Source organism: Paractinoplanes lichenicola (genome assembly GCF_016785085.1).
GTDB classification, from domain to species: Bacteria; Actinomycetota; Actinomycetes; order Mycobacteriales; family Micromonosporaceae; genus Actinoplanes; species Actinoplanes lichenicola.
Genome location: NZ_JAENHO010000015.1, coordinates 164,086 through 181,740 on the forward strand (window position 1 = coordinate 164,086; position 17,655 = coordinate 181,740).

General features: G+C 71.0%; 15 protein-coding genes and 1 pseudogene. 5 read left to right on the forward strand and 11 right to left on the reverse strand.

What is annotated here, in order from left to right; translation table 11 throughout:
- Positions 1-53: 53 nt before the first annotated feature.
- The 8 genes from JKJ07_RS41525 to JKJ07_RS41560 form a co-directional block, all read right to left on the reverse strand.
- Positions 54-938, reverse strand: coding sequence for a hypothetical protein (locus JKJ07_RS41525; RefSeq protein ID WP_202997502.1), 885 nt, complete (start codon positions 936-938; stop codon positions 54-56).
- Between the two features lie 323 nt (positions 939-1,261).
- Positions 1,262-2,152 (reverse strand): hydroxymethylglutaryl-CoA lyase, encoded by an 891-nt coding sequence (locus JKJ07_RS41530; RefSeq protein WP_202997553.1) that lies wholly within the window; start codon positions 2,150-2,152, stop codon positions 1,262-1,264.
- A gap of 41 nt (positions 2,153-2,193) precedes the next feature.
- Positions 2,194-3,531, reverse strand: a complete 1,338-nt coding sequence (locus tag JKJ07_RS41535; RefSeq protein WP_202997503.1) for an acetyl-CoA carboxylase biotin carboxylase subunit — start codon at positions 3,529-3,531, stop codon at positions 2,194-2,196.
- A gap of 83 nt (positions 3,532-3,614) precedes the next feature.
- A complete protein-coding gene (locus JKJ07_RS41540) occupies positions 3,615-4,220 on the reverse strand; it encodes a TetR/AcrR family transcriptional regulator (RefSeq protein ID WP_202997504.1) in 606 nt (201 codons plus the stop codon).
- Between the two features lie 44 nt (positions 4,221-4,264).
- Entirely contained in the window at positions 4,265-7,183 is a 2,919-nt protein-coding gene (locus JKJ07_RS41545; protein WP_202997505.1) for a tetratricopeptide repeat protein, read from the reverse strand.
- Complete coding sequence (locus JKJ07_RS41550; RefSeq protein ID WP_202997506.1) at positions 7,180-8,907, reverse strand: HSP90 family protein; 1,728 nt, start codon at positions 8,905-8,907, stop codon at positions 7,180-7,182. Before JKJ07_RS41550 ends, JKJ07_RS41545 begins: the two co-directional genes overlap by 4 nt.
- Positions 8,908-8,972: 65 nt before the next feature.
- Positions 8,973-9,872 carry a sulfurtransferase gene (locus JKJ07_RS41555; RefSeq protein WP_202997507.1) on the reverse strand — a complete coding sequence of 300 codons (900 nt, stop codon included), beginning with the start codon at positions 9,870-9,872 and terminating at the stop codon, positions 8,973-8,975.
- Positions 9,873-9,888: 16 nt separating this feature from the next.
- Positions 9,889-10,656 carry an SGNH/GDSL hydrolase family protein gene (locus tag JKJ07_RS41560; RefSeq protein WP_202997508.1) on the reverse strand — a complete coding sequence of 256 codons (768 nt, stop codon included), beginning with the start codon at positions 10,654-10,656 and terminating at the stop codon, positions 9,889-9,891.
- Between the two features lie 141 nt (positions 10,657-10,797).
- Between JKJ07_RS41560 and JKJ07_RS41565 the strand changes: the two genes are divergently transcribed.
- The 4 genes from JKJ07_RS41565 (at position 10,798) to JKJ07_RS41580 (ending at position 14,271) form a co-directional block, all read left to right on the forward strand.
- Positions 10,798-12,528, forward strand: coding sequence for a proline--tRNA ligase (locus JKJ07_RS41565; protein WP_202997509.1), 1,731 nt, complete (start codon positions 10,798-10,800; stop codon positions 12,526-12,528).
- A 28-nt stretch (positions 12,529-12,556) separates the two neighbouring features.
- Positions 12,557-12,958 carry a CBS domain-containing protein gene (locus JKJ07_RS41570; RefSeq protein WP_202997510.1) on the forward strand — a complete coding sequence of 134 codons (402 nt, stop codon included), beginning with the start codon at positions 12,557-12,559 and terminating at the stop codon, positions 12,956-12,958.
- Positions 12,959-13,132: 174 nt separating this feature from the next.
- The gene (locus tag JKJ07_RS41575) at positions 13,133-13,570 is read left to right on the forward strand and encodes a SufE family protein (RefSeq protein WP_202997511.1); all 438 of its coding nucleotides are present in this window, start codon (positions 13,133-13,135) and stop codon (positions 13,568-13,570) included.
- Positions 13,571-13,626: 56 nt separating this feature from the next.
- Positions 13,627-14,271: a DsbA family oxidoreductase gene (locus tag JKJ07_RS41580; RefSeq protein WP_202997512.1), complete on the forward strand. Its 645-nt coding sequence runs from the start codon at positions 13,627-13,629 to the stop codon at positions 14,269-14,271.
- 37 nt (positions 14,272-14,308) lie between these two features.
- Here JKJ07_RS41580 and JKJ07_RS41585 read toward each other — a convergent pair whose 3' ends face one another.
- From JKJ07_RS41585 to JKJ07_RS52490, 3 genes and pseudogenes are all read right to left on the reverse strand, one after another.
- Entirely contained in the window at positions 14,309-14,860 is a 552-nt protein-coding gene (locus JKJ07_RS41585; protein WP_202997554.1) for a YbaK/EbsC family protein, read from the reverse strand.
- Between the two features lie 18 nt (positions 14,861-14,878).
- On the reverse strand, positions 14,879-15,343 hold the full coding sequence (locus tag JKJ07_RS52485; protein ID WP_438871477.1) for an SDR family oxidoreductase: 465 nt from the start codon (positions 15,341-15,343) through the stop codon (positions 14,879-14,881).
- 429 nt (positions 15,344-15,772) lie between these two features.
- Positions 15,773-16,015 (reverse strand): annotated as a pseudogene (locus JKJ07_RS52490) (SDR family oxidoreductase); the annotation flags it as partial.
- A gap of 87 nt (positions 16,016-16,102) precedes the next feature.
- On the opposite strand from JKJ07_RS52490, the gene JKJ07_RS41595 reads away from it, so the two are divergent.
- Positions 16,103-17,647: a hypothetical protein gene (locus JKJ07_RS41595; protein ID WP_202997514.1), complete on the forward strand. Its 1,545-nt coding sequence runs from the start codon at positions 16,103-16,105 to the stop codon at positions 17,645-17,647.
- Positions 17,648-17,655 lie beyond the last annotated feature (8 nt).

A 17,655-nucleotide genomic window follows, 5' to 3' on the forward strand; every position in this document is an offset into this window, starting at 1 on the left:
CCGGTGCCGGGCCGGTTGGACCGGTGGCCGGGCGGACCACCGGACGCCATCACTCAGTCAGGCGAGACGGTCGGTGCCTCGGCGTCATGCCGCCGGGCCTCGACATCGGACGCGATCGCCGCCGCATGGCTCACCATGGCGGTGTTCGCGATCGCGGCCGGCAGGAAGGCCGCGGAGCCACCTTCCGTCGGAGTCCCCGACCCGCTGGTCGGAGTGCCGCTGACGTCCCCGAGGTGCAGCCGCAGGGGCGCTGCGGGTCCGTCGTTCCCGGGGGTGCTGTCCTTCCGCGCCGTCTCCGGCGCCGCGATCACCGCGTGAGCGGTGCGGTGGTGCCGGTGGGCGGACGGTGCGGAGGAGGAGGCCTTGCCGTGCCTGACCGGGGCCACGCTGTGGTGACCGGCGGCCGGGACGGGTCGGGCCTGGCGGATCGGCTGCTTGTTCGGCTGCTCCTCCCGCGGGCGAGTCTCCTCGTCCTGCGGGGCAGCGGCCGGCTCGTCAGCCTCGTGCTGCGGATCCTCGTCGGCCGGGGGCTCGTCGGAGCCCGGCCGGTCGGAGTCTTGCTGGTCGGGCGCCATGTCGCCGGTGAGGCGGAGTGGGGCGTCGACCTCCCCCAGCATCGCGTCGACGCCCGAATAGGCGTCCACAATGGCCGGGTTCTCGTCGTAGGCGTCGTCGTCGTACGTCCAGGCCGGTCGGGCGAGAGCCTGCCGAGGGACGTCGAAAATGTCGGCCACGACGTGGCGTTCGTGGTGTGCCGGCCAGGTGTTCTCCAGCGGCTGGACGGCCGCCTGCAGGAGATCGGTGACCGGCGACGTGGCGTCGGAACCCGTCACGGAGCCGAGCAACGAGCCGTCCGGCCCGTCGGCACGGTCCGCGGCCTGGGCCGCGGCGCCGGTGAGCAGCCAGGCCGCACCGGCCAGGCCGCCGACGACGAGCACACGCAGACCCCACCGGACTCCGGTGTGTCGCGCGCGGTTCCCCGACCGCCGCTCCGCCCCCTGGATGTGAGGCGGCAAGGGCGTGGGGTCGCCGGCGGGCGGAACCGACGGCGACGGGTACGCCACGCGCGACGCGCGTTCGGCCCCCAGTCCCGTCATGGATCCGCCCCTCGTCGTTTCGGCTGAACCGATGGCCGCTGTCACCTCGCCGGTGAAGTTTCTCCGAACCGGCGACATCGGCCACTCGATATTGGTAACGAAACGACGGGGACCGGGTCACGCGGACAAATAGGAAAAATGATCGCGGGTCGAGGCGGGGTAAATCACACCAATCTGGTGCGCGGCCCGGCCCGAAGAACACCCGACGGGAGTGTGCGACCGAGCAGCTTCTCGGCCGTCTCGGCGGTGCTGATCAGGCGATCCAGGTCGATTCCGGTGTCGATGCCCATGTCGTGCAGCATGTGGACGACCTCCTCGGTCGCCACGTTGCCCGAGGCGCCCGGAGCGTACGGGCAGCCGCCGATCCCGCCGACGCTCGCGTCGAACTCGGTGATCCCCAGGTCGAGGGCGGTCAGGATGTTGGCCAGACCCGTCCCGCGCGTGTTGTGGAAGTGCAGCAGGTCGGGGCGTACGGCGGAAAGCAGGTCGCGGACCCGGCGCGGAGTCGCCATGCCCGTCGTGTCGCCGAAGGCAATACGGTCGGCGCCGTCGGCCCGCACGCGCGCCACGATGCCCGCCACCCGGTCGGGGTCGATGTCACCCTCGAACGGGCAGCCGAAGCTCGTCGCGACGATCACCTCGACGGTCGCGCCGGCCTCGTGGATCAGCGGGATGAGCGAGGCGATGTCGTCGAGCGACTCGTCGGTCGAGCGATTGAGGTTGCGCCGGTTGTGAGTGTCCGAAGCGGACACCACGACCTCGATCTCGCGGAAGCCGGCGGCCAGCGCCCGCTGCGCGCCACGGGTGTTGGGGATCAGCGCCGAGTAGCGGATCTCGGGGTGGCGGTCGACCCGGGCCCAGACCTCGTCGGCGTCGGCCATCTGCGGGATCGCCTTGGGGTGGACGAACGAGACCGCCTCGATCCGCCGCACGCCGGTCTCGCTCAGCGCGTCGATCAGCCGGACCTTGGCGTCGGTCGGAATCGGCTCCTCGTTCTGCAGGCCGTCGCGCGGGGCGACCTCACGAATACTTACGCGCCCGTCGGCCGCGCTCATTTCGGTCGCGCTCGTGCCGGTCGTGCTCATTTCGGTCGCGCTCATTTCGCTTGCCTCATCCGCGCGACGATGCCGGTGTCGTAATCGCCGGAGAGGAACTCGTCGTTCTCCAGCAACTCGGCGAAGAAGGGCAGATTGTTCTTAGGGCCGGCGATCTGGAAACCGGCCACCGCCGTACGGGCTCGGGCGATCGCCTCGTCCCGGTCGGCGCCGAAGACGATCAGCTTGGCCATCAAGGAGTCGTAGGACATGCCGACCGTCGTGCCCTCGGCGTAGCCGGAGTCGACCCGGATGTCGTCGCCGCTCGGCTCGACCCACGTGGTGACCTTGCCGGGGCCGGGCAGGAAGCGCTTCGGATCCTCGGCGTTGACGCGCAGCTCGATGGCGTGGCCCCGGGTCGCGCTGGTCACCGTGGCCGGCTCGCCCGACGCGATGAGCAGCTGCTGCTCGACCAGGTCGATGCCGTGGATCAGCTCGGTGATCGGGTGCTCGACCTGCAGCCGCGTGTTCATCTCGAGGAAGAAGAACTCGCCGGTGGCCGGGTCGAGCAGGCACTCGACCGTGCCGGCGTTGCGATAGCCGACCGCCTCGCCCGCCTTGACCGCGGCCGCCAGGAAGCGTTCGCGCAGCTCGGGGCCGACGGCCGGGCTCGGCGCCTCCTCCACCAGCTTCTGGTTGCGGCGCTGCACCGAGCACTCGCGCTCGGAGAGGGCGATCACGCGGCCGTCGGCGAGACCCAGGATCTGCACCTCGACATGCCGTACGCGGGGGAAGTAGCGCTCGATCAGCACGTCGCCGCTGCCGAACATCCGCTCGGCGAACGTGCGCACCTTGCCGAGCTCGCGGCGCAGCGCCTCCTCGTCGTCGGCGACCGCCATGCCCATGCCGCCACCGCCCGCAGCCGCCTTGACCATCACCGGATAGCCGATCGTGGCCGCGGCCGCGATCGCCTCGCCCTCGGTCGCGACCGGCTGCTGCGTGCCCGGCGCGACCGGCACCCCCGCCGCGGCCATCAGGTTGCGCGCGTTGATCTTGTCGCCCATCGCCTCGATCGCGTCGGCGCTCGGACCGACCCAGATCAGGCCGTTCTGCTCGACCAGACGGGCGAAGCCGGCGTTTTCGCTGAGGAAGCCGTAACCGGGGTGGATGGCCTGGGCGCCGGTGGACTTCGCGGCGGCCAGGATCGCCTCGGTGTTGCGATAGCTCTGGGCCGGGTCGGCCGGGCCGACGCAGACCGCCTCGTCGGCCTCGACGACGAACGGCATGCCCTCGTCGGCGTCGGAATGCACAGCGATCGTGCGGATGCCGAGCCGTCGTGCGGTCCGGATGATCCGGCGGGCGATCTCGCCCCGGTTGGCGATGAGCAGCGAGTCGATCATCGTTGACCTTCTCTTCTCTGGTTCAGGCCCTTGTGAGGCCGTTTCTTACCGCCCGATCAGGGCGTGCATCGTGGGCCCTTTTGTTACCGGCCGATCAGGGCGTGCAGCGTGGCCTCGCGCAGCAGGGCGGCGCGGCGGCGGCGGTCGACCTCGCCGCCGAGGAAGGGGGTCGAGTTCATCAGGCCGAACGCCGAGTGGGCGAGCACCCGGGCCTCGGGGGCGTCGAGCTCGGGGCGCAGCGTGGCCAGCACGCCCACCCACTCCTCGACGTAGAGGCGCTGGAGGCGGCGGATCTGGCGGCGCGGCTCCTCGGGCAGGCGGTCGAGCTCGTGCAGGTGCAGCGCGATGACGGCCGGGTTGTTGAGCGCGAACTCGACGTGGAAGTCGATCAGGTCGGCCAGCGCGGCGCTCGCGTCCTCGGGGTGCAGCGTCACCCGGGCCTGGCCGCCGTGCAGCAGGCTCTCGCTCACCGGGATCAGGGCGGCGACCAGCATCGCCTCCTTGCCGGCGAAGTGGTGATAGAGCGCCGGGCCGGTCACCCCGGCCGCCGAGCCGATGTCGTCCATCGAGACACCGTGATAGCCACGGGCCGCGAAGAGACCGACCGCGATCTCGAGGATCTCGTCGCGGCGCGACCGTCGCCGGGGCGCGGGCGGGCCCTGACGCTGCTGCTGATCAACCGTTGTCACGTGGTCACTTTAACCCGCTGTCAACCCCTGGCCTTAACGGGCGTTCAGGATGTGGAACGGCCATCCGCGGCGGCCACCGCTTCCTCGTGGACCCGCTCGGCCAGATCACGGCTCGACGAATCGGCCGGCATCCGCTCGAGCAGCGCCCGCAGCAGCGCCTCGGCCTCGGCCGCCCGGCCCGAGCGCAGCAGGGCCTCGCCCCGCATGCCCTCCAGGCGGTCGGCCTGATCGATCGCGCCGATCGCGGTCAGCCGCTCGGGAGCATCGCTCAGGTGCGGCAGCGCCTCCTCGTAACGCCCGCGGGACATCAGAAGGTTACCGGCCTCGTACGCCGTCATCGAACGCTGGAAGATCGCATTCGGCTCGGCGGCGAGCTCGGGCGGCAGCTCGTCGAACTTCCGGCCGATCTGCTCGATCACTTCGAGGCCGCGTTCGGGCTGGTCGGCATAGTGCAGGGCACCGACCGCCCGGCGCAGCGCCCGCAGCTCGCCGATCGGGTCGCCCGACTCGTGCAGGGCCGAGGCCGAGGCCAGGAAAGTCTCGGCTGCCTCGGCGTCGCGGTCCATGTCGAAGAGAAGGCCGGCCGCGTCCTCGGCGATCTGGCCGCGGCCCGCCGGGTTGCCGTCGAGCCGCTCGATCAGCGTGCGATAGAGGATGAGGGCGCCGTCCGGGTCGCCGATCTGGCGATAGAGCCCGGCCAGCAGGTAGCGCGCGTTGTCGGCCGCGTCGTCGTCCTCGAGCTGCTCGAAGCGGGCCAGCGCCTCCTCGGCCACCTCGGCCCCCTCGACCGGGCGGCCGGCCAGGCGATAGGCGTTGGCCAGGTCGTTACGGGCGTGCGCGCCGGCGACGTCGAGGCCGCCCTCGGCACACAGGGCGACCGCCTCGACCAGGTCGACGATCGCCTCGTCGGGCCGGCCCAGCTGCAGCAGCGCGTTGCCCCGGCCCAGGCGGGCGGGCAGCGACTTCTCCGGCTCGCCGGTGGCGATCACGGCGCTGAACACCTCGACCTGCTCGGCCGGGTCGTCGAGGGCGTGGCCGAGGATCGTGCCGGCCTCGGCGATGCGGCGGCCGGGGCCCTCGGCGCGATAGAACTCCCATGCCTCGCGGGCCGCGGTCAGCGCCTCGTCGTGCCGGTGGGCGGCCATCCGATTGCGGGCGCGCAGCATCGTGTGCATCGCGACCATGCGCGGGTCGCCGGTCTGGGCGGCGAGCTCGTCGCTGCGATCGCCGGCCTCGTTCGCCTCGTCGAGCCGGCCGTTCATCAGGTGCAGAATGGACAGTCGGGCCCACGCGTTGGCCTGCTCGAACGCGCCGCCGTGCTGCTCCTGATAGGTGACGTCGGCCAGGACCGGCGCTTCGTCGACCGGCTCGCCGGAGTAGCCACGGTCGAGCGCTGTGCGGGCCCGCAGCGCACTGGCCTCACGAGCCGCATCCGCCACCCGGCTCCCGTCGGCGGCATCTGGGCCGCTCTCCGCACCCGCGTTGTTCGCATCCCCGCTGTCCGTGGGCGCGCTGCTCGCCGCGGCCCCGTCAACACCCGCGACGACCTCATCGAACAACTCCACCGCCCGGGCCCAATGCTCACCCGCGCCCGCGGACCGCATCCGGTTGCCGAGCATCACTTCACGGCGGGCCGCGAGCAGCGAATCGTCGAGCCGGGGAAAGCGGGCGTCGAGCGCCTCCAGGGTTGCGGTCAGGGCGGCGTCACGGTCTTCGCGCCAGTGCTGCCGGGCGAGGTCGAGCAGCTCGGCCGCAGTCGCGTCAGCCGGCACCTCCGGCTCATCCTGCTTCAGGGCGAGGCCCGGGGCGAACGTGTGATCGCCCGAAGCCGAGGCCGAGGTGGAGGCGTCCGGGGCGGTGCGGCGGGCGGTCGGCGAGAGGGGCAGCACCACCTCGTACGGCTCGGCGGCCAGGTCGGCGGCGATCGAGCGGCTCTGGTGATCGGTGCCGTTGCGCTCGTCGAACTTCTTGGCCAGCTCGGTCGCCCGGGCCGCGAGCTCGATGCCCAGAGCCGTCGCCGAGATGTCACCGTGCTCGCGGCGGTGGATGATCGTCTCGCCGTGGCCGAGCTCGGTCAGCCGGCGCAGCAGCATCGCGGCGTCGGCCGAGAAGTGCATCTCGGCGGCCGGCGAGGGCGCCTTGTCGAGCCAGTCGATGTGCCGCTGCAGGATCTCGAGGCCCCGGTGCTCGTTGCCGGTCTGCGCGCAGAACGCCAGGTGGGTGCCGAGATTCCACAGGTCGGCGAGGTTGCCGCGCTCCAGCCGATACGACCGGCGGTGGGCGTCGGCCGCGTCGTCGACGCGGCCGGTGCGCAGATAGGCCACCATCAGCTCGCGCAAGATGCCCTGCGGCTGTTCGCTGCAGGTCAGCTCGCCGGCCAGCACGGGCTCGGCGGTCGCGATGACGTCGGCGAACCGGTCGCGCTCGTTGTAATAGGCCGCCACCGACGACGGGTCGCAACCGATGCAGTCGGACAGTTCGTCGCGCGGCGCGGCCTGCCAGCGGGCGAACCACTCGTCGGCCTCGGGCGCGCCGACGTGATCGGCCACCAGGTAGCGGTGCTTGTAGACGGCCTGCATGCTGTGGCCGTCCTCCCGGTAGCGCCGTTCCATGTCGTCGAGCACGGCCCGGGTGCGGTCGAGCGGGATCTCGGGGAAGTTGGTCATCGCGCTGACCATGGTCTTGAAGTGCCACAGCAGGGTGTGCTTGCCGTGGGCGTGATGCTGGCCGGGGTTGCGGTCGAAATCGGCGAGCGCCCAGGCGAAGGTGACGAACGCCTTGGCCGGCTCCCCGCCGTACGTGTAGGCGTTCGTGGCCAGCAGCCGGGCGGTGAAGGCCAGCCGCGGGTCACCGGCCGTGTCGGCGTGCCGGATCACCTCTTCGACCAGGGCGATCTGGGCGGCCCCGTGCGGCAGCGTGCGGGCCTGCTCGTAGAGGTCCCACAACTCGTCGGCGGTCTTCACTTGTCCTCCCCCGGGACGGCCCTGTCCAGCAGGCCCATGAACGAGCTGGTCAGCAACGCGGCGTCGGCCGGGCGGATCGGATGCTGGCCGAGCATCAGGGCCTGACCGTAGAGCGACTCGACGGCGAGACCCGCGAGCTCCGGGTCGCCGAGCGCGGTGATCCGCCGTACGAGGGCGTTGCGGTGATTGAGAACGAGCTGCGGGCGGTCGACCGTCGTGACCCGGGACAGCGCGTCGAGCACGCCGCCCCACAGGTCGTCGGCCGTGTCGCGGCTCTGGGTGAACTGCTCGTTGAACGCGGCGGCGCGGCTCACCAGATAGAGCGCGGGGACGCCGGCCGGGTCGAAGCCGCGCACCACGACCTCGCAGCCGAGCCGGTCGAGGCGGCGCTGGGCGGCGGCCAGGAACGGGCGCAGGCGCAGCTCGGTCTCGGTGTCGACGGCCGAGAACCGGGCCGCGACGTCGGACGGCTCGAGGCGCTCGACGCGCACCTCGGGATCCACAGTGGCCAGCCGCTCGACGATGTCGGCGGTATAGACGATGCCGCCGTTGATCACCCCGAGATCCTGCGCGGCGGCGACCGACGAGAGCTGCCGGAACTCGTCGTGACCGGCGGCGTAACGCAGCACCCCGTACCGCTCGCGGAACTCGGCCAGCGTGACGTAGCCCATGTTGGTCTCGACCGGCACCCACTGCTCGACCAGGCGCAGCATCTCGTCGTCGTGCAGGGCCAAGGCCTTGACGCCGAGGGCGTGGATGGAGAGGAACTCGCCCAGGCGGCGCGGGTCGGTCGAGGCCAGCCGGACCAGCCAGCCGCGCAGCTGGTCGGCGATCGCCTCGCGGGTGTCGGCCAGCAGGTTGTCGTCGTAGAGCGCCTCGCGGCTGGCGGTCGGGCGCAGCTCGGTGCTGTCGACCACGCAGCGGGCGAAGAACGCCCACTCGGGCAGCAGCCCCTCGACACTCTCGGCCAGCAGCATGCGCTTCAGATAGACGCGGTGACCGCCACGAGCGGCCGGGTTGACCGGGGTGGGCAGCACGAACGCCACCCCGGTGAGGCCGGCTTCGGGCACGTCGAGCGGCACCACGTCGAGCGGGCGAAAACCGAAGACCTCTTGCGCGTACGCGTTCAGGTCGCCGTCGGGCCAGGGCAGCGCGCCGGTCGTGACCTCGACGGTGTCGACCTCCACCCGTACGGGAAGGAGTGAGCCGTAGAGGCCGGCCAGCTCACGGACCGTCTCGGCGGTCAGCAGGTGCTCGGAGCCGCGGCGGGGCACCAGCGTGACCGTCGTGCCCGGTTCGCGCTCGTCGCCGGCGCGGACGTCGTAGCGCCCGTCGGAATAACCCGTCCAGAGCACGGGATCGGCGCCGGCGCGGCGGGTGTGCACGCGGATCTCGTCGGCCACCAGGAAGCAGGAGAGCAGGCCGATGCCGAACTGGCCGAGGAACTCGTGGCGGGCGAAGCCGAGCTCGTCGCGCTTCGAGCTGCGGCCGATCGTGGCCAGCAGCTCGTGCACCTGCGCCTCGGTGAGGCCGATGCCATTGTCGCTCACCCGCAGCGCGTCGGCCCCCGTGGTGATCGACACCAGGCCGGGCGAGCCGGTCGCGGTGATCGCGTCGACCGAGTTTTGCAGCAGCTCGCGCACGTAGACGCGCGGGCTCGCATACAGGTGATGGCTGAGGAGATCGACGATGCCACGGAGATCGACCTGGAACGTGTTGCTCACGGCGGAGAAGGTACCGCGAACGGGCGACAAAAACGGGGCGGTTTCCGCCGCCCCGTTTCGATCACTCAGCTCAGGCCGCCCGGCTCCGAGCCCGTCGCGATGGGGGCACGCACCAGGTTGCCCCACTCGGTCCACGACCCGTCGTAGTTGCGGACCTGCGGATATCCGAGCAGGTAGCGCAGCGCGAACCAGGTGTGGCTGGACCGCTCGCCGATCCGGCAGTAGGCGATGATGTCGTCGCCCGACTCCAGGCCCAGCTCGTCGCGATAGATCTTGGTGAGCTCGTCGGCCGGCTTGAACGTGCCGTCCTCGTTCGCCGCCGACTTCCACGGCTTGCTCACCGCGCCCGGGATGTGCCCGCCGCGCAGCGCGCCCTCCTGCGGGTACGCCGCCATGTGGGTCAGCTCGCCCGTGTACTCCTGCGGCGAGCGCACGTCGACGAGCGGGCGCCCGCTGCTGATGTGCCCCATCACCTGATCACGGAACGCCCGGATCTCGGCGTCGTTGCGTACGGGAACCGGGTATTTCGCAGTGGGACGCTCGGTGCGGTCGCGAGTGAGCTCGCGCCCCTCGGCCGCCCACTTCTGCCGTCCGCCGTCGAGCAGGCGCACGTCACGGTGGCCGAAAAGGCTGAAGACCCAGAGGGCGTACGCGGCCCACCAGTTGAAGTTGTCGCCGTAGAAGACGATCGTGTCGTCGCGGCCGATGCCCTTGGCCTCGCAGAGCGCGGCGAAGGCGGCCGGATCGAGATAGTCGCGGGTGACCTGGTCGTTGAGCTCGAGATGCCAGTCGACCTTGACCGCGCCGGGGATGTGCCCGGTGTCGTAGAGCAGCACGTCCTCGTCCGACTCGACGACCACGAGGCCGGGCGTGTCGAGGTTGGCCGCGAGCCACTCGGTGGTGACGAGCTTGTCGGGATGCGCAAAGGCCTGGAGCGCAGGCGATGGATCGTTCGCAACAGACATGGGTGCCACGCTAGCCCTACTTGGTTGCGCTGAAGGGAGCCAGTTCCGGACGCTTGGCTGTGATCGACTCGCCGGACGAGTGACCGCGCAGGTGACGGCTGACCCAGGGCGCCAGGTGCTCGCGGGCCCAGCGCAGGTCGGCGCCGCGGGCCAGCAGCCACGGCGTGGGCTCGGGGGTCGGCGGCACCAGCATCCAATCCTCGTGCACGCCGACGCCGAGGGCGTTGAGCACGTGCCCGGCCGTACGGCGGTGGCCGGCCGGCGAGAGGTGCAGGCGGTCGGGGGCCCACATGTGCGGGTGGTGGAACGCGTCGTCGCCGAACAGGTCGACCAGGTGGGCGCCGTGCCGCTCGGCCAGCATGCTCGCGCCGTCGTTGAGCACGGCGGCCCGGCGGCCGAGAATCGCCGGCAGGTGCACGGTGACGTCGGCGAACCGGAACAGGATCACCTCGGCGCCCGACTCGCGCAGCCTCCGCACCACGCTGTCGAGCTGACGCACCAGGGCATGCGGATCGACCCGTACGCGCAGGGCGTCGTTGCCGCCGGCCGCGATGCTGACCAGGTCGGGGTGCATGGCGAGCGTCGGTTCGAGCTGCTCGTCGACGATCTCGTGCATGACCTTGCCGCGGATCGCGAGATTGGCGTACCCGAAGTCGGGACCCGAGTCGACCGCGAGTCGCGCGGCCACCAGATCGGCCCAGCCCCGGAAGCTGCCGTCCGGATATGCGTCGTTCAGACCCTCCGTGAAGCTGTCCCCCATAGCAACGAAGCTCCGATAAGCCATCGCCGCCGCCCCCTTAACGTGCCCTCAATTTTTCCCGTGGGGAACACATTTCCACTGGATCAAGGGGCTGGGTAGCGTGACGATGGCGACACCTCGTAAAGGGAATGCCGACGGCAGGCCGACTTCCCTACGCTGCTCGGCATGCTGTTGCGAATGTCCACCTTGCTCCTCAAGACGCTGCGCGAGGACCCGGCGGACGCGGAGGTGCCGAGTCATCGGCTGCTGCTGCGGGCCGGATTCGTCCGTCGCGCCGCCCCGGGTGGATACACCTGGCTCCCGCTCGGCAAGCTCGTGCTCGAACGGGTCACCGCAGTGGTGCGCGAGGAGATGATGGCCGTGGGCGGCCAAGAGGTGTCGTTTCCGGCGCTGCTGCCGCGCCAGCCGTACGACGTGAGCAACCGCTGGACGGAGTACGGCGACGACATCTTCACGCTCAAGGACAGGCGCGGCGGGGACTACCTGCTGGCGCCGACCCACGAGGAGATGTTCACGCTGCTGGTGCAGGACATGACCAGCTCGTATCGGGACTTTCCGCTGCTGCTGTTCCAGATCCAGACGAAGTATCGCGACGAGGCCCGGCCCCGGGGCGGGCTGCTGCGGGGGCGCGAGTTCCTGATGAAGGACGCCTATTCGTTCGGTTTGACTGATTCAGATCTTTCGCTGTCGTACGCGGCGCTCCGCGCGGCCTACCAGCGAGTCTTCGAGCGACTCGGGCTGGCACACACGATCGTTTCGGCCATGTCGGGCGCTATGGGTGGGTCCGCGTCGGAGGAGTTCCTCGCCACATCCGAGGTGGGTGAGGACACTTTCGTCGGCTGCACCACCTGCTCCTATGCCGCCAACACCGAGGCTGTGGTGAGCATTTTTGATGGGTCGCCTTCGTCGGCCGGGCCCATGCAGGTGCATGACACCCCGGACACCCCGACGATCGCCGCCCTGGTCGAGTTGGCCAACGCTCGGGCGCTCGGCGGGCGTACGGACTGGACGGCGGCCGACACCCTGAAGAACGTGGTGGTCACCGTGCACACCCCCGGCGCCGACGACGAGGTGCTGGTGATCGGCGTGCCCGGCGACCGCGAGGTCGACCTGAAACGGCTCGACGCGTCGCTCGCGCCGGCCACGGCCACGCTGTTCGACGACTTCGCGGCGCGGCCCGACCTGGTCAAGGGATACATCGGCCCGCAGGGCATCAAGGCGCGCTACCTGGCCGACCCGCGGATCGCGCCCGGCACGGCCTGGCTGACCGGCGCCAACGAACCCGGGCGGCACGCGATCAACGTGGTGGCCGGCCGCGACTTCGTCAGCGACGGCACGATCGAGGCGGCCGAGGTGCGCGCGGGCGACCCCTGCCCGGCCTGCTCGTCGGGGCGGCTGACCATCCGGCGGGGCATCGAGATCGGGCACATCTTCCAGCTGGGCCGGCGGTACACCGACGCGTTCGAGGTCGACGTGCTCGGGGTGGACGGGAAACCGGTCCGGCCGACCATGGGGTCGTACGGGATCGGGGTCTCGCGGGCCGTGGCGGCGATCGCCGAGCAGCACCACGACGAGCGCGGGCTGCTGTGGCCCGACGAGGTGGCGCCGGCCGACGTGCACATCGTCGCGGCGGGCAAGGACGGGCAGGTCGCAGCCTCTTTGGAGCTCGCGGAGACGCTGGTCGGGCACGGATTGCGGGTGCTGGTGGACGATCGGGCCAACCTGTCGGCCGGGGTGAAGTTCACCGATGCCGAGCTGATCGGCGTCGCGCGGACGGTCGTGGTCGGCCGCCGGTTCGGCGAGGGATTCGTCGAATTTCGCGATCGCCGCACAGACCAGCGCAACGACGTGGCGATGGCGGACATACCACGTGTAATCGCTACTTCACTCGGGTAACTCCAATCCCAATGGGAGGTGTATGCACATGGTCAGGGCGTTGGTCACGGCGGTTGCCGAAGTGATGACCCGGCAGGTCGTCTATCTGCCCGAGGCGACGATGCTGGACGAGGCCGCGCAGGTGATGCGTGACCGTGGCATCGGCGACGTGGTGGTGACCCGGGGGCCGACGATGATCGGCGTGGTCACCGACCGCGACATCGTGGTGCGGGCGATCGCGGAGAATCTGCCGCCCAAGACGACGTCGCTGGGAGACATCACCGCCCACGAACTGATCATGGTGGAACAGTCGGCCACCGTGGAGGAGGCCGTGCAGGCCATGCGGGAGCGCGGGGTGCGGCGCCTTCTGGTCTGCGACTCCGATCGCAAGGTCGTCGGGATCCTGAGCTTGAGTGATGTGGCGCTGCTTCCTACGTCGGCGTCGGCCTGACCCTGCTTCGCGCGCGTCCGGCTGGGCTGGTCCCTACGCGGTCCGGGCGGCTGGTTCCTGGGGCGTCCGGTCGGGCTGGTTCCTGCGCGTCCGGTCGGGCTGGTTCCTGCGCGTCCGGTCGGGCTGGTTCCTGCGCGTCCGGTCGGGCTGGTTCCTGCGCGTTAGGGTCGAGCCGTGACCGACATGCCCCCGAAGCTCGCCGAGATCGTGGCCGAGTTCGCCTCGGCGCCGCGCGATGTGGTGCTGGAGATGCTGCTCGAGTTCGCCGACGCCATGCCCGCGCTGCCGGCCGACCTGGCCGGGCACGACGGCATGGAGCAGGTGCCCGAGTGCCAGACGCAGTTCTTCCTCAAGGCGACGGTGCGCCCCGACGACACGGTCGAGGTGTTCTTCGACTGCCCGCCCGAGGCGCCGACCACGCGCGCCTTCGCCGGCATCCTGGCCGAGGGGCTCGAGGGCGCGAAGACGGCCGAGATCCTCGCGGTCCCCGATGACCTCTACGCCCGCATGGGTCTGGCCCAGGCGATCAGCCCCCTGCGGATCCGGGGCGGCACGGCGATCCTCGGTCGCCTCAAGCGCCAGGTGGCCGCTCAACTGGCCACCCATCCCTGAACCTCGGCTCCTGATCAAGCCAGCCGTTCTTTCCGCCCGCCCCGCCGGAGCCCCCCGTGGATATTCAGGTTTGGTCCGATGTCGTTTGCCCGTGGTGTTACCTCGGCAAGCGCCGCCTCGAGCGGGCGATCACGCATCTCGGCGAGCCGGTGTCCGTGACGTTCCGGGCCTTCCAGCTCGACCCGTCGCCGGTGCCGAACGGTCTGCCGATCAAGGAAGCGCTCGCCGCCAAGTTCGGTGATCGCGAGCGCGCCGAGCAGATGTTCGCCCACGTCACGTCGATCGCTGCCGCCGACGGCCTGGCCCTCGACTACGACCGGGCGATCGCGGCCAACACGTTCGACGCTCACCGCTTGATCGCCTGGGCCGCGGGTCAGGGCCGCCAGGCCGAGATGCTGGAGGCCCTGCAGCGCGCGCACTTCACCGACGGTCTCGACATCGGCTCCCGTACGGTCCTGGCCGGGGTCGCCCGTTCGATAGGCCTCGATCAGACGGGCACGGTCGGCAACTACCTCGCATCCGACGCCGGCACCGGGGCCGTGAACGCCGACCTGGGCGAGGCCCGCGAGCTCGGCATCACGAGTGTCCCGTTCCTGATGATCGACGGTAAGTACGCCGTCCAGGGGGCGCAGGAGTCGGCCACCCTGATCGAGGCGTTCACCGAGATCGCCCGGCGCGAGGCAGTCGACGCCGGTCGATGATGTTCCACGTGAAACGGTATCGACCGGCGTAGTTGCGTCAGCCGATCAGCTTGGCCAGATCCTCGATGACCTCGGCCCCGGGCAGGGCACCGAGCGCGGGCCCGGCAATGGCGATCTTGCTGTGGCGTACGCCGGAACCGACGATCACGTGCGGGGTCGCGGCCACCCGCGCGTCGACCAGGATGGGCCAGTCGACGGGCAACCCGATCGGCGTGATCCCGCCGTACTCCATGCCGGTCAGCCGCACGGCGTCGTCCATGGGGGCGAAGCTGCACTTGCGAACGTCCAGCCGGCGTCGCACCGCCCCGTTCACGTCGGCCCGCGTGGTGGCGAGCACGATGCACGCCGCGTACCGGGTCTCGCCGTCCCGCTTGCCCGCGACGATCACGCAGTTCGCCGACACGTCCAGCCCCACGTCGTACGCCTCGCAGAACGCCGCCGTGTCGGCCAGCCCGGCGTCGATCGGGGCCACCAGCACCTGGTCCGCATCGATCGGCGCGTCCTCGGGCCAGACGGTCAGCGCCTTGGCGACCGGGGCGGCCAGCAGGTCGGGGCGGGACTGGGCGGGCTCGAGCTTCAGGGTTCCCATCACGACCGCAATCCTTGCTCAATACCTGGCCGCCAGGTAGTCCTCCCACGTACGGGACCCGGTCGGAGTCGCCGTCGTGGTCAGGCCGCCGGCGCGTATGGCCCGCGCCACCTTGCCGGGCGCCCGTAGCCGCACCACTCGGCGGTGATCGGCCTTCGCCGCCAGCCAGGTGGTTGCCGCCTCGTCGAGGTTCATGATCTGCGGGCCGGCGAAGTCCAGAGTGCCGTTCGCCGGGCCCTCCCCGAGCAGCCCCGCGATCCGGTCGGCAACGTCCGCCACGTCCACGGGCTGCGCCAGAAATCCCGGGTCGATGATCAACGGGCCGAGCCGCGCCGACTTCTCCAGCAGCCCGACCGCAAACGGATGAAACTGCGAAACCCGCAAGATCGTGTACGGCGTTCCGCTGCGCCGGACGATCTCCTCGGCAGCGAGCTTGGCCCGGTAGTAACGCAGCGGCACCCGATCGACCCCGATGATCGACACGTAGACCAGGTGCCTGACTTCGCCCTGCCCACCTTTGTCATGACCGTTTCCGACCTCGTCGCTTCCGTCCTGTCCGCTCCCGCCCCTCGGAAGGCCCCGCTCAGCTTCGGCCCGCCCGGTGGCATCCCCGTTGGCCCGGTCGACCGCGGAGCCGGTTTCGTCCCGCTCAGGTCGGCTGAACGCTGACCGGGCGGACTCTCTCTCGGTCCGGCTGACCGCAGACCCGCCAGTCTCCCGCTCACGCCGGCCGGTCGCAGACCCGGCGGCCCCCTGCTCGGCCCAACCGGTCGCGGAATCGCCAGTCTCCCTCTCGGCCCAGCTGGTCGCAGACCCGGCAGCCTCGTGCTCGGCCCAGCTGGTCGCAGACCCGGCAGCCTCCCTCTCGGCCCAGCCGGTCGCGGACCCGGCGGCCCCTCGGATGGCCGCAACCAACCGCCGCGTACCGGAAACGTCGATCCCCCCAGGATTACGCGGCGACGACGCGAGGTGCACGATCACGTCCGCGCCCCGCACAGCGTCGGCCAACCCTTCCCCCGTACGCAGGTCAGCCCTCACCCACCCCGTACGAGCGCGCCGGCTAGCCGGCCGAACGTCGTGTCCGTCCTCGATCAGCCGCGGCACGAGAGCCGTTCCGAGGGTGCCGCTCGCCCCGGTAACCAGAGTCGTCGTCATGGTTTCAGGACGACCGGAAACAAGAACTCGTGACGAGGCAGGTCCACGTCCTCAGGAAGTGGCAATTGCTGCCGACCGTCGAAGGGTGTGAAGGAGCGTCGCGAAGGACGGGTCGGAACCGTCAGTGGGCTGGCATTACTCGCCGGCGGTACGGCCCTGGCCGCATCCGTCGGCGGTGACCATCAGTCGCTGTCCGCGACGCTGTTGCTGGGCACTCTGACGCTCGGCCTCGGCCACTCGCTGCTCGACGAGATCAAGCGCCAGGCCCGCCGCGCCTCGAACGGCTGGTCCCGCTCCGATACCACGAACGCCGTACTGCTCGGTGTGTGGGCCGAGTTCGCCCTGATCGCCAGCATCCTGGTGCTGAACACGTCCGCCACGCGCGCCGTCGGTCTGGTCCTGGCCGTTTCCTACGCCGCCGCCTGCGGCTACTTCGTGACCGAGCGCCGCCGGTCCATCGCCGCCGCATCCCCGACGGCCACGCAGGACGCGCAGGACGCGCAGATCACGCGGGCCACGCAAGACGCGCAAGCCACACGGGCCACGCAAGACGCGCAAGCCACGCAGGCCACGCAGGCCACGCACGCCGAGGCTGCCGCGCAGGCGGCCGAGGTCGCCGCGCCGTCAGATCCGACCGTTCACGCCACCGGCCCGTCGGACACGAACGTCGACGCTACGTTTCCGTCGAACCCGGCGGCGTTGTCGGAAGCAGGCGTCGAAGAGCACTTCCCCACAACCGCGGACCTTGGCGTGATCTCCCCGCCTTCCCCCACCTCCACCGCCGATCTCAGCGATTCGGGCCACCCGGACCGCAGCCCGCACACGCCTCCCCCTGCCGACGACGCCCTGGGCGCAGTCCTGCAGCCACGCCATGCCACCGGCATCGGCCACGCCCCGACCGCCGCTCACGTCCTCACGGCTCAGCGCCCGGCCCCGATCCGCCAGGCAACCAAATCCACGAGCACGACCACCGCACCGCACACTCTCCCCGCCGCGCGCGCCGCCGCCACGACTACGGACGCGCCCACCCGCGCCGCGACCAGGCACGCGCCCGCCCCGACCTCGCCGGCCACACGAGCCGCAGCAACGCACACGCCGTCCACAGACCGGCCCGCCACGCAAGCCACGTCCACGCACACGCCCTCCGCGCACGCGCATGCAGCAACCACGCGCACACCGTCCACACACGCGCCCGCCAAGCACGCGCCGTCCACGCACGCGCCGTCCACGCACGCGCCGTCCACGCACGCGCCGTCCACGCACGCGCATGCAGCAACCACGCACCTGCCGTCCACGCACGCGTCCGCCACCCATGCGTCCGCCACCCATGCGTCCGCCACGCATGCGTCCGCCACGCATGCAGCGACCACGCACGCGGCGACCAAGCAGGCACCAGCTGCGACGCACGCCCCGAGCCGCCACACCCGCCCGGTCTCTCCAAGCCAAGCCGCGCACGGCCGCCCGGCGTCTCGCAGTCACGCCGTGCACAGCCACCCGGCATCGGATTCGCAGACGGCCCACGACCACCCGCCGTCCCTGCCCACCGGCCATGACCGTCCGGTGGCGCACGCCCCTGCAGCTCACATCCTGGCGAGCGCCTCCGACACCGCAGAAGCTACCAACGCCCTCTGACATTCGCG

Coding starts and splice junctions, on each gene's coding strand:
- JKJ07_RS41530 (WP_202997553.1), bottom strand. CDS start 2,152: ATGAGCGCGGCCGACGGGCGCGTAAGTATTCGTGAGGTCGCCCCGCGC.
- JKJ07_RS41535 (WP_202997503.1), bottom strand. CDS start 3,531: ATGATCGACTCGCTGCTCATCGCCAACCGGGGCGAGATCGCCCGCCGG.
- JKJ07_RS41555 (WP_202997507.1), bottom strand. CDS start 9,872: ATGTCTGTTGCGAACGATCCATCGCCTGCGCTCCAGGCCTTTGCGCAT.
- JKJ07_RS41560 (WP_202997508.1), bottom strand. CDS start 10,656: ATGGCTTATCGGAGCTTCGTTGCTATGGGGGACAGCTTCACGGAGGGT.
- JKJ07_RS41565 (WP_202997509.1), top strand. CDS start 10,798: ATGCTGTTGCGAATGTCCACCTTGCTCCTCAAGACGCTGCGCGAGGAC.
- JKJ07_RS41570 (WP_202997510.1), top strand. CDS start 12,557: ATGGTCAGGGCGTTGGTCACGGCGGTTGCCGAAGTGATGACCCGGCAG.
- JKJ07_RS41585 (WP_202997554.1), bottom strand. CDS start 14,860: ATGGGAACCCTGAAGCTCGAGCCCGCCCAGTCCCGCCCCGACCTGCTG.